10 protein-coding genes are annotated in these 12504 nt (G+C 40.1%); 6 read left to right on the forward strand and 4 right to left on the reverse strand.

All coding sequences use genetic code 11. From position 1 onward, the window contains the following. Positions 1–2: 2 nt before the first annotated feature. Positions 3–1190, reverse strand: a complete 1188-nt coding sequence (locus IW510_RS00680; protein WP_202055701.1) for a betaine/proline/choline family ABC transporter ATP-binding protein — start codon at positions 1188–1190, stop codon at positions 3–5. 519 nt (positions 1191–1709) lie between these two features. Further along, the gene (locus IW510_RS00685) at positions 1710–2600 is read right to left on the reverse strand and encodes a VOC family protein (protein ID WP_202055703.1); all 891 of its coding nucleotides are present in this window, start codon (positions 2598–2600) and stop codon (positions 1710–1712) included. 430 nt (positions 2601–3030) lie between these two features. On the opposite strand from IW510_RS00685, the gene queA reads away from it, so the two are divergent. From queA to IW510_RS00700, 3 genes are all read left to right on the forward strand, one after another. Further along, positions 3031–4062, forward strand: a complete 1032-nt coding sequence (gene queA, locus IW510_RS00690; RefSeq protein ID WP_202055704.1) for a tRNA preQ1(34) S-adenosylmethionine ribosyltransferase-isomerase QueA — start codon at positions 3031–3033, stop codon at positions 4060–4062. A gap of 228 nt (positions 4063–4290) precedes the next feature. Beyond that, positions 4291–7179 (forward strand): type 2 lanthipeptide synthetase LanM, encoded by a 2889-nt coding sequence (gene lanM, locus IW510_RS00695; protein WP_202055705.1) that lies wholly within the window; start codon positions 4291–4293, stop codon positions 7177–7179. Between the two features lie 95 nt (positions 7180–7274). Further along, positions 7275–7442 carry a hypothetical protein gene (locus IW510_RS00700; protein ID WP_202055706.1) on the forward strand — a complete coding sequence of 56 codons (168 nt, stop codon included), beginning with the start codon at positions 7275–7277 and terminating at the stop codon, positions 7440–7442. A 221-nt stretch (positions 7443–7663) separates the two neighbouring features. Here IW510_RS00700 and IW510_RS00705 read toward each other — a convergent pair whose 3' ends face one another. Together IW510_RS00705 and IW510_RS00710 are read right to left on the reverse strand one after the other, a co-directional pair. Then, positions 7664–7996 carry a hypothetical protein gene (locus tag IW510_RS00705; RefSeq protein WP_202055707.1) on the reverse strand — a complete coding sequence of 111 codons (333 nt, stop codon included), beginning with the start codon at positions 7994–7996 and terminating at the stop codon, positions 7664–7666. Positions 7997–8027: 31 nt separating this feature from the next. Then, complete coding sequence (locus IW510_RS00710; protein WP_086350045.1) at positions 8028–8276, reverse strand: helix-turn-helix transcriptional regulator; 249 nt, start codon at positions 8274–8276, stop codon at positions 8028–8030. A 625-nt stretch (positions 8277–8901) separates the two neighbouring features. Between IW510_RS00710 and IW510_RS00715 the strand changes: the two genes are divergently transcribed. The 3 genes from IW510_RS00715 (at position 8902) to IW510_RS00725 (ending at position 12431) form a co-directional block, all read left to right on the forward strand. Beyond that, positions 8902–11535, forward strand: a complete 2634-nt coding sequence (locus IW510_RS00715) for a cation-translocating P-type ATPase (protein WP_202055708.1) — start codon at positions 8902–8904, stop codon at positions 11533–11535. Positions 11536–11760: 225 nt separating this feature from the next. After that, the gene (locus IW510_RS00720; protein WP_202055709.1) at positions 11761–12063 is read left to right on the forward strand and encodes a TIGR04197 family type VII secretion effector; all 303 of its coding nucleotides are present in this window, start codon (positions 11761–11763) and stop codon (positions 12061–12063) included. Then, the gene (locus tag IW510_RS00725; RefSeq protein ID WP_202055711.1) at positions 12051–12431 is read left to right on the forward strand and encodes a DUF3958 family protein; all 381 of its coding nucleotides are present in this window, start codon (positions 12051–12053) and stop codon (positions 12429–12431) included. Before IW510_RS00720 ends, IW510_RS00725 begins: the two co-directional genes overlap by 13 nt. Positions 12432–12504: the final 73 nt, after the last annotated feature.

A 12504-nucleotide genomic window follows, 5' to 3' on the forward strand; every position in this document is an offset into this window, starting at 1 on the left:
TTCTACACCTCCGTTTGAGGCGCAGTGCTATTTTCTTCCACTGTGTTTTCAGAAGCGATTGTAGCCAACTCTTCTTCGCCCCAGATGACATCATAAACGATATCTACAAGAGAAGCCCTAGTCAGGATACCGACGACCTTTTTCTTGTCGTCAACGACAGGTACATATTTGAGTCCACGTTTGAGAATTCGCTGCAAGGTGTCTCGTAAAAGAGAGGATTCTTTCACAAAGAAAACATCTTTATTGACAATATCGCTGACACTCGTTGCTTTTGTCCGTTGTCTGTCGAGCGTTTCGACATCAATGAAGCCCTTCAAAATGCCAAGTGCATCGACAACAAGCAAAGTATCTACCCGTTTTTCTCTCATCACTTTGATGGCATCGGATAATGTTTTTTCCGGTGTAATCGTAATCGCATTGTGAGACATTACTTCTCCAACCGTTGTTGTATTGGATTTCGCCTGAATCAAGCGGTCTTCACCAATCAGCTCTTCAACAAATTCATTTGCCGGCGCGCTTAGGATATTATCAGGTGTATCAAATTGAATCACCTTTCCTTCACTCATGATGACAATTCGATTTGCCAGCTTCAACGCTTCATCCATATCATGAGTAACGAAAATAATTGTTTTACCTAGGCGTTCCTGCAAGTCCTTAATCAAATCTTGAAGAGAGTCTCTGGTAATGGGGTCTAAGGCACCGAAGGGCTCATCCATTAGAATAATATCTTGATCCGCTGCCAAGGCACGAACAACACCAATCCGCTGCTGTTGTCCACCAGATAACTCATGAGGATAACGATCCAGCATTTCACGTGGCAGTTCTACTAAATCAATCATCTTTTCGGCAATTTTGTCTCTTTTTTCCTGCTCTACCTTGAGCAGTTTAGGGACGATTGTGATGTTTTCTCGAATCGTCATATGAGGCATCAATCCGATATTTTGAATCACATACCCGATTTTCCGCCGTAATTCGACAGGGTTGATTGTTTTAATGTCTTTGTCATTAATCATTATCTTTCCCTTTGATGGATCGGTCATTCGATTAATCATTCGCATCGAAGTCGTTTTTCCGCTTCCGCTGGTTCCGATAAAGCAAATGAATTCCCCTTTTTCAAAGGATAAATTGATGTCTTCGACGGCTACTTTTCCGCCTTTGTAAATTTTGTACACATGTTGAAATTCAATCAATATACTCACCTCTAACTTAATAGTTCCTCAATAATAGTATGCTTCAAATAAATAGTAAAAACAAATGAGAAGCCTCTATTTTCAGGAATAGTCGAGGGATTTCATCGGAAGGAAAAGAGACAGCTTTTTTGTAAAAAAAATAAAACAAGCGTTCTTTTTTCTATGTAAATGATTTTCAAAATACTTTTCTGAAAAAGATTTTTTTTCACAAATATATCTCCTCTAAAGGTAATGAAGCCAGTCGATTGAGCCTGATTAAAAAAAGCCGGAAATCAAAAAAAAGATGTGGAAGAAAATAGAATGAGTAACGAGTCATTTTTAAGATACGAACTGAGGAATAATGGATGAAAGAAGCCATTTTTCTCTAAAAAATAAAGTTTTTTTTAAACGGTGGTTTTTTATATCGGTTGATAAGGTGATTGCTTGAAGAAAAGCCAGCAAAATCAAAGAAAATTCGCTGGCTTCATCGTAGTAACATACGCATTATCAGTAAAAAAAGTAAGTGGATGCGATGTATGGTTATTTTTCTTCATAGAGATGTTTTTCGATTTCCACTCGTTGGTTTTCCAAGAATGGAGGAAGTGCGAGATGCTCACCCAATTCCTCCAACGGCTCATCAATGGTAAATCCAGGAGCGACTGTAGCAAATTCGACTCGATTTCCGCCAGGTTCACGAATGTAAAGACTTCTGAAGTAGCCTCGATTGATGATTTTTTCTATCTGCCAACCTTGGTGCTTTGCTTTTTCATACAATGCATCTAAAGCGGTATCGTCGGCCATAGCAAAAGCAACATGGTCCATACTGCCACGCCCCATCCTCATCGGCTCTTGTGATGATGTTTTTACTACATTGACAAAATCAGTTTCATTTAGTGTAATGCGATTGCTCTCTGACTTCCAGCCTAACAGCTGTTCAAAAAAATCTATTGTCTTTTTTGGTTCTGATACGTGAAATTCTGTGGAAAGTAGTCCAAGGATTTGTTTGTTTGCAGGAATATCATTGGCTACCTGCAGTGTTGCGTCCGAAATGGCTTGATTGACCTCTACTAGATGAATTTCTACGTGGTCTTTATCAAAAAAGGATAATTCCTGCTCTTGTTCCTGATAATCAACAGATGCATTAGCGAGTCTATTTTTCCAAAAAGACAGACTGCCGGCTGGTATTTTTAGTCCAATTGTACTGAGAAAATGGTTGTTATCATATCGATGTCCGAGCATGGGAACAATGAAAAAAGTGATAACAGAGCCCGGTGCACCGTAATAATTTCCGTAATAATCATGAATCATTCGATGATTGTCTTGATTGACTGTGTGCTTCACAACGCGCAGACCTAAGAGTTCAATATAGAAGGCACGATTCTCTTCACTATGACGTGTGAGTAGAGAAACATGGTGGATAAAGGGTGTCATACTATCAGTCTCCTTTCGTATCCTACTTACTTAAAGTAAGTATAAGCCTTTTTTGATTTTCTGCCAAGATATTCGTTTTCTAAGAAAATCACTGTCATTTCTATTGAATTCGCTTAATGAAAAAAGCGATATCGTTGAATGGATGTTTTTTATTGGAGGGAGTAAGTGCATTTTCAATGACTAATGAGATGCAAGTTTATTTTTGACTATTCTGACTGTTTAGTTGGTGAGAAGAAAGACGCCTGATATCAGACTTATTGACTGCTGCATGTAAACGACTACTGTCATGTACTTTCATTTTGGCTGCCCTTCAGTTATTGGGGATTCACAAACCTTAGGATTACCTTGTGGAAAAGTTTTTGCTTTTGTTTTAGCGTCGTAAAAATGTTAGAATAACCAAGGACAAGAGTTAGAGAGTGAGGATAAATACATGCTTAGTACAGAGGATTTTGATTTTGAGTTACCGGAAGAGCTGATTGCACAAACACCGTTGGCAGATCGTACCGCATCACGTTTGCTTGTGCTGAATCGTGAATCAGGGGAGATAGAAGATAAGCATTTTAGCGAAATCATTGATGAGCTTAATGCAGGAGATGCTTTAGTCATGAATGATACACGAGTGCTCCCTGCGCGTTTATATGGCGAAAAGCCTGATACTGGCGGGCATTTGGAGGTTCTTCTATTAACGAATACCGAAGGGGATACATGGGAGACGCTAATTAAGCCGGCAAAACGGGCGAAGGTAGGAACAAAAATCAGCTTTGGAGATGGTCGCTTGAAGGCGACAGTTATCAAGGAACTGGACCATGGCGGACGAATTATTACCTTTGATTATGAAGGAATCTTTCTTGAAATTATTGAATCTCTTGGTGAAATGCCTTTACCACCTTATATAAAAGAACGTTTGGATGATCCAGACCGTTATCAGACTGTATATGCGAAAGAAAGCGGCTCAGCAGCAGCACCAACTGCAGGGCTTCACTTTACGCAAGAGTTATTGGAAAGAATTCAAGCAAAAGGGGTTGAACTGGTTTATTTGACGCTTCATGTTGGTTTAGGGACATTCCGTCCAGTATCAGTGGACAATATTTCTGAGCATGAGATGCACAGTGAATTCTATCGATTAACAGAAGAATCTGCTGCAAAGCTAAATGAAGTCAGAGACGCCGGTGGGAAAATCATTGCTGTTGGGACAACATCAATCCGTACGCTGGAAACAATCGGTACGAAATTTGATGGGAAAATCAAAGCAGACAGCGGTTGGACAAATATCTTTATTACACCTGGGTATGAGTTTAAAATTGTTCAAGCTTTTTCAACGAATTTTCATTTACCAAAATCAACCCTGGTTATGCTGGTGAGTGCATTTGCAGGAAGAGAGTTGACATTGGCTGCTTATCAGCATGCCATCAATGAAAAATATCGTTTCTTTAGTTTTGGCGATGCCATGTTTGTTAAATAGAAGCAATAAGTTTATACCGAGAACGCTGCTTCGAGCGGTTCTCGGTTTTTTTATTGCACTCAGAACCACTTCTTCGCCTTTTTTTGCCTTCTAAGCGATAAAAATTATATTATATTAAAAACGTATATTTTTCTTTAGGTATGAAGTATAATGTTTTTGGGATGGAATTTTATTTAGCTTGAAAAGTTTGAATAAAATCATGCGATTGGATTTAGGAGTGGCGGATAAATGGAAACTATTACTTATAGCTATGCAGCATCGCTAAAGGAAAGGATTAATTGTTGGGAGGAGCATTACTCGGCGACAGAAGATTACCAAAACTTTCGAACACTTAAAGAGAGAAAAAGCTTATTGACTGCTGAAGATTATCAGAAAATGCTTCGATCCAACGGTTTGGATGAAGCACAGATTGATATCGGACTTTCGTCATTCAGTGAGGAAAAAGCGAAGCTATTGATTTGTGAAATTGAGGAAGAGGAATGGTTCTCTCTGCATCAGCAGCTATTTGCTTCAGAGCAGGATCATACGATACGAACCATCGAGCTTCAAACTGCCTTGCGTTTTCATGCGGATTATTACCGAGAACAAATTGGGCAGTACTTGAAAAAATATTCGAATCAACTGGAGGTTACCTCCTCTGCGTTAGCTGATTGTGTTGAGCAATTTCAAGATGAACTGTTTTTTATAGCGAGGAAAACCCTTGCTTGGGATGTGCATCAGGTTGTTGAACAGTGGTCGTCTGAAGGGCTGACAAAGGAAGCTGAATTTGAAAAATACATCATGGATTATTTAGGAACGAAGGATAGTGTGTACAATTTCTTCAGTGCCTATCCGGTTCTTGCCAAGCTGTTAGCCTGTCGATTGCAGTTTGCCTGTGATAACTTTGCGGCATTTATTGACAGTATTCTAGCGAGCGCAGACCAGTTGTCCATGCAGTTTTCCATTCATGGGCCTTTTCGAATAGATCGGCTTATTGTTGGGAAAGGAGATAGTCATCAAAAAGGAAAGACTGTGATTGAGTTTAGAGTCAATGGGCGAGAATTGATGTTTAAATACAAAAATCTTGAAATTGCTCATCGCTTTAATCAGCTTCTAAGCTTTTTGGAGACAACAATTCCAACTGTTGATTTTTATCAAATAAATAGAATCGTGGAAACGACATACACGATTGAAGAAAAAGTGAGGTATACTCCCTGCATAAGTGATGAGGAGGTAGAGCTCTTTTATAGTCGGTATGGTCAGCTGCTGGCAGTTGCTTACTGGCTTGGTGCAACAGATTTGCACATGGAAAATGTGATTGCCTGCGGCAGTTATCCGGTCTTGATTGATGTGGAGACGCTGATTCGTCCGAAGCTTTTCGCGGAAAATAGTTGTCAAACAGGGCAACAGGCACTTGAAAGAGATTCTGTTCTGACGAGCGGTTTGGTTCCTCATAAGCGAAGCTTCAGGCAAACAGTGGCTATTGATGCCTTGTCAGGACAGAGACAAAAATTACCCTACAAGGTTAGGCAACTACGCCAAAGCAGTTCCAGTGATATTTGCTTTGAATTGACAGATGGCTATATGGAGGGAGCACAAAATGTACCGATTTTAAATGGTGCAGAGGTTGATTATATGGCGTATCGTGAGGCGATTGTAGCTGGATTTCAATCAATGAATGAGGCACTGTTGAAGCATAAAGCTGCCTTTCTTGAACAAGTAAGTACACTGTTTGCGGATGTACCAGTTCGTGTAATCCTGCGCGACACACAAAGCTATGGTGAGTATCTGATGTTTGCGGCTCATCCGGAATGTATGTCTAACTATGTCGAGCGAGAACGAGTGATTGGTAATTTATGGCGGACAGAGCATGTACCGGAGGATTTGGTCCTAGAGGAGATTGAAGCAATGACAGTTAACGATGTCCCTTTATTCCAGATTAACTCCTCCGAACGAACAATTATAGCAAATGGCCGTCCGATTATAGTGGCCGAAAAAAGTCCTCTTGAAGCGGTGCGTTGTCGAATCAGCGCAATTGACAGTAAGACGGTACAACAGTCGATGCTTCTGCTGAAGGAAGGTCTTGAGCTTTTGCACTATGAGCTCCAGTCGTTTCCAATTAAATGTACGCACGAGTCATACCCATCCGCGGGAATAAAGCGAGCAGTAGAAATTGGTGATATGGTCGTTGAACAGCTTTTCCGCGAAAGCGGCACACAGCGGATTTTTACATTGAAGGTGACCTTAGGAGCTAAGCAAGAGCCAATTATTTCTTATTCAGATGAAAATCTATATGATGGTTTAGGTGGAATCTATCTCTTTTTGCTGACCTTGAACCACTTCGTACCAAAACAAGCTTACCAGAGCAGCCTAGAGCAATTAGAGAAACAGCTATTTGATGGGAAAAGCACAGATGCGTCTCAGGGAATTGTCACAGGACTGGGCATGAGGATACTATTGGACTTTTTTGCTGCAGAGCTGCTTCAGGAAAAGAGATACGAAGAGCGGTTGTTAGAAAGCTTGTGTGAGCTTTCAGAGCAGAATCTGTCAGGAAAAAGCGATTGGCTTGGTGGAACAGCCAGCCTATACACGCTTTTGAGTGAAATCTATAAGGTATATCCTTATCCGATTATAAAAGATTTGCTGGTATCTCATGGGAAAAGCTTTGTATTGGAAAAAATGGAGGATGCCAGTTTCGCTCATGGTTATGCAGGTGTATTGTACGCCCTGGAAAAAATGGATGAGGTTCTTCAAGATAACGAGCTGGAGAAAAAAATCGGTCAATGTCGATTCATGCTGTTGAGCAGTTACGCAAATGAAGAAATGCACAATCTCTCGTGGTGTAGAGGAGCAATCGGTTTGAAGAGTGTGTTGACGATAGGGAATGAGGAAGCGGAGACAAAACGTTTAAGAGCAAATATTTTGGATGATTGTATCTGCCATGGTCAGGCGGGAATTCTATCGGATGAAGAGCTGCTGAACAGCTCTCTGGTTACGAATCCCTTTATTCGATTGACTTCGGATGAAGATCATTTACCACTTGATTTATTTACCGGTCTCTCAGGTATTGGGTATCAATTGCTACGGAGTATTTTTAACTCGAAAGTTCGGTCAATTCTCTTTTTGAAACAAAAGTGAACAAAATGAAAAAATAGCTTTACTTTAGAAGGGGAAAGAATTATAATTTATTTGTGAATTAACGAATTAGGGAATAAGAGGAGGAGTTTTTTAGAATGAGAGAAGTATCGATTGAAAAAATGGAAGCGAAAACAGACGAAAAGAGAATGGATTGTGTCGTAGGTGCCGGATTTGAACGAAATGTTGCAGAAGACTCAAAAAGAGCTGACGAAACCAAATCTGACTTCTTTTATGGGTGGTCACGAATCATTTGTCTGTTTTAATTGAAGCAATAGTATAACGATAATTAAAGGATGAGATGTAAATAACGTCTCATCTTTTTTGTCTGTTCAAAAGCATGGATGGGCAGCAGAAGAAAGCAATTTCTCGTGACCGCTTGAAATTGTTGGGCCTCTTTTTTCACCTTAGCTGGCTACAAACAAACGATCGTCTTTTCTAAAAAAACAAAAAACCTGAAGTCGGGGAGACTTCAGGTTTCAACTTTTTAAATTACTTTTTTTAACGAAGTAATCATTAAAGCTTCTGTAGCAGACACAATCAACATGATAAAGTTCATCATCCAAGAATACGCTGTCGAACTATGAGTAGCTACCTCATAGAACAAGATATTGAATGCGAACAATGCAACGACAGTTACGATAAACGCCGTAAAGCTGGCAGTTGCTAAAATTTTTCTACCACGTTCATCTTTCCCTTCCTTACTGAAAAAGAAGTAGATGGAGTAGACGAAAAATACAAGTGATAGTGCTCCTACTAATAAGCTAGACCAATGATTCACAGGTAAGTTATCGAAAAAATTTGTTAAAGAATCTGTCATGAATGTTTATTCCTTCCGCTAGTTTGGATAGTTATTCTGATTCTTCTTGTGGTTGGTCTGTCAATCTTTTGAAAGTAAAAATCTTTTCAATTGGCACTTCAAAAACCTCAGCAATATCATGAGCCAGTAATAGAGAAGGGTTGTATCTATTACGCTCAAGCTGGATAATTGTCTGTCTTGATACGCCTACTTTGTCAGCTAATTCCTGTTGGGTCATACGCTTCATAGCTCTGTAGACGTGGATGGAACTCTCAAAAGATGAGTTCTTCTTTTTAGGCAATGCAAATCCCTCCAATGCTCGAATTGTAGTTAAATAATAGAAAGTGCATAGTCAATATACCATATCTTTGTTTAGGTGACAAATAAAACATAGCAAAAAGCCAAGCTTCTCGAATAGCTTGGCTTAAATAAATGGAAGGCTTCAGTTACACTAAATGTTTTATCCCTGAAAATGTGTTTCTGTTCTTTTTAACACAAATCTGTTTCTTTTCTAGTTGAATGCTCATGAGGTAAATGAACACCAAGTTTATCTTGATAATATAGACATACTTCTGTGTAATGCACATGTTTCTTTTGCTTTAACTGGTTGTAATTGTAACAAAGTTGAATATTTTACTTCCAACAAACTTCACTTGATTGTACTGTATTTATTGAAACTCGAGAAATTCGTTTAGTATAACTGAGTTGCCACCTTCCTTTCATCTATATAATAGCATAATAAGAAAGCGTTTACAATTATATTGAAAAAAGAAATGTATACTTATTTTGAATAGTAGAAGAAGAATGATTTCAGACAGGCATAGATGATTTGTCAAGCGTTTTTATTGAAGGAATAAAAAATGTCATGTTATAGTGGATGTAGAGCACGACTATTTAAATAGGAAGAAATTTACTGGAGGGATAGGATGGATAGTTATAAGAAGTCGATAAAAGAGGTCTTTGAAGAGACAGGAGCCAATGAACAAAACGGTCTGTCATCAAAGGAAGCGCAGGAACGTCTTGAGAAAAATGGTGCGAATAAGTTTAAGGAAGTAAAGAGAGAATCAATCTTAAAAAAGTTTTTATTTAGTTTGAAGGATTTTACAACAATTATTTTATTGATTGCCGCTGCAATTTCATTCTATACAGCAGTTGTCACAGAGCATGGTGATTATTTTGAAGGAATTCTTATCATAGCAATTGTTATCATCAACTCAGTACTGACAATCGTTCAAGAGGGAAATGCGGAAAAATCGCTGGATGCTTTAAAAGATATGAATAAGCAAACAAGTACTGTCTTACGTGACGGAAAAGTTGAAGCTGTTGATGCGGAGGAAGTTGTCGTTGGTGATATCCTGATATTGGAATCAGGCTCAATGATTACTGCTGATGCGCGCTTGTTTGAAGCCTCTCAGATGAGGGTAGAGGAATCTGCCTTGACAGGAGAAAGTGAACCGGTTGAAAAAAACGCGGAGTACATAGCCGACGAGGAAGAATCTCTAGGCGATCAAATCAATATGGTTTTTAAAGGCTGTACGGTTTCTAATGGTCGAGGTCGAGCGATGGTCACTGCTACAGGAATGGATACGGAGATGGGGAAAATTGCCGGACTATTAGGTGATCATGAGGCAGGAAAAACACCCTTACAGATTCGCCTAAATCAACTAGGCAAGCGTATCAGTATCCTTGCATTGGCAGCCGCAGCACTTGTATTTATTATCGGAGAGCTGCAAGGAGAGCCGGTACTGGATATGTTTATGACCGCTGTGTCTCTTGCGGTAGCCGCAGTTCCGGAAACCTTGACAGTCATTGTCACGCTGACACTGGCTTATGGCGTACAGAAAATGGCAAAGAAGAACGCCATCATTCGCCAACTACCAGCAGTGGAAACTTTGGGAACTGCCAATGTTATCTGCTCAGATAAGACTGGAACATTGACCCAAAATAAGATGCGGGTTCGCCGTGTCTGGTCTCGGGGAGATGAAGTAACCGATACAGAGGATGCAATGACAGATGAAGCGATGGAAGTCTTGAAGATGGCGACGCTTTGTACGGATGTTACGGTTGAACGAGAGAACAATGATTTAGTTGTTAAAGGTAATCCAACAGAAGCAGCAATCGTTCGTGCTGTGGAGGAAAACTATCATACGAAAGAAGAGCTGGAAGAGAAGTATCCGAGAATTGCTGAGCTGCCTTTTGATTCAGACCGAAAAATGATGACAACCGTTCATCAAATGGGGAAAAAGTATATCTCCATTACAAAGGGAGCCTTTGATGTACTGTATCCGCGTTTCCGTTATGGCGATGTCGACCAGGCAGCAATTGTTAATGACCGCTTTGGGAAACGTGCCCTGCGGGTTATTGCAGTAGGCTTTGCTGTCTATGATGAAGAGCCGCAGGATATTTCTTCAGAAGCTTTGGAGAAAAATCTTCGCCTGTCTGGATTAATCGGTATGATTGACCCGCCAAGACCGGAAAGTAAGGGCGCAATTGAGAAGGCTCGAAAAGCCGGTATCAAAACAGTTATGATTACAGGAGACCATGTGGTAACTGCCGGAGCGATTGCGAAGGAGCTTGGGATTTTGACAAGTAAAGAAGAAGCAATGACGGGCAGTGAATTGCGCAAGCTGAGTGATGAAGAGCTGGATGCTCGCGTAAAAGAGTTGTCTGTCTATGCGCGTGTAACACCTGAGGATAAAATTCGCATTGTCAAATCTTGGCAGCGAACAGGGGCAGTTGTAGCAATGACTGGTGATGGTGTAAATGATGCGCCGGCGTTGAAGGCCAGCGATGTCGGTTGTGCAATGGGAATTGCAGGGACAGACGTTGCGCAAGGCGCGTCAGATATGATTTTAACCGATGATAATTTTGCAACAATTGTTGATGCGGTAGCCCAAGGTCGAACAGTGTATAGAAATATCCGTAAGGCTATCAACTTCCTGCTAAGCTGTAATGTATCTGAAATTTTTATCGTGGTTATCGCCATGCTGTTAGGCTGGGGCGCACCGTTCACAGCTGTTCAATTATTGTTTGTCAATGTTGTGGCAGACGGACTGCCTGGTTTTGCACTTGGTCGGGAACCAGCCGAAAAAGGTGTTATGAGTGAGGCACCGATTCCAAGAAATGAAGGAATCTTTGCCAGAGGTCTGTGGAAAAAAATCGGTATTAATGCGGGTATCTTTACTATTGTTACACTGCTTGGTTTCTACCTCGGAGCTTATGTTGATGGGGTTTCTCATTGGGTAAGTGCCAGCCCGGAAGTCGGTCAGACGGTGGCTTTCCTTGTTCTGGCTTACTCATCAATTCTCCACGTGTTTAATGTCAGAAGTACAGAATCTATTTTCAGAGTCAGACTTTCTTCAAACAAATCATTGTTTGAGATGGCTGTTCTGGCGATCATCATCACTACAGTTATTGCTTTGCTGCCAATCACTCAAGAGTTGTTCTACTTAGTTCCAATAGGACTTACTCATTGGGAGCTAGCTATCGGTTTGTCGATTGTACCGATTTTCGTCAATGAAATGATTAAGTTTCATTACTCTGATGAAGAGGAAGACTAATTCTTCGCTCATTATTGGGCGGTTAGGTCAATCTAATAACTACTGAAATAGTTTCTAAAAAAATACTTATAGTGTGGCTGTCTATCCTTGGTGATAGACAGCTTTTTTTTTGTGAAAAGTAATCATAATTTTTGTTTTTTTGAAAAGAAGTAAGAAAAACAAGCGTAATGTTATGGTAAAATAATTATATATTTGGTATTCATTAAGTAATAAGGAGTGGATGGTATGGGTGAAATTAATAGCAATCCAGTAGTGGCACGATGGTTAGCGACTGCTATGAGTAATGGTATAGAACAATTGGCACAAGGTGGAGCAAGAAGTCTTGCTGAGCAAACGACGGTTCAGGGAAATAAAAAAGCTAAGCAACCCGTGGCGCAGCCGAATCAATGGGTGCAGCAATTAACCGCATCATTGATGAAGGATAGTGCCAATATTCAGAGTGTGGCTACTGAGTTTGCAGTGTTAGATACGAAAATAAGTGATGTATTTCATCCGAATATTTGGTGGGGAATGAAATGGATAAAATAGAGAAGATACTTGCAAAACGAAGAAACATCAACGAAGAGCTGTTTGATTGTGAACAGGATGAGCGCCGCTTAAATGATTTTTCGGATTTTTTAGCGTACCATGTCCATGGTTCTGTTGTATTTATTGAGGAGTTGAAGGAAAACTATCAGGAAGGAGAGCTTTTTTCTTTACTGGAAGAAACCTCCCATCGTACGAAGATGGCTTCCTATCAAATGATGGATGAGCTGGAGGATGCTCACCGCAGTATAAAAGTGGAAAAAGCTGCTTTGACAGAAAAAGAGAACGAGTTAGCATTGGAACAACGGCGGTTAATCATTGCGGAAAAAGAAAATACCTTATCTAATAAATATGAAGTAAAAGATGCTTGAAGGCTTAAGTTTAGTATAAACTAGCCAGTAGATTATGAAGTGCTGTATTTTGTCAATCTCCTCCATTTCATGA

The sequence above is a fragment of the Enterococcus sp. BWR-S5 genome (assembly GCF_016745255.1).
Classification (GTDB): Bacteria; Bacillota; Bacilli; order Lactobacillales; family Enterococcaceae; genus Enterococcus_L.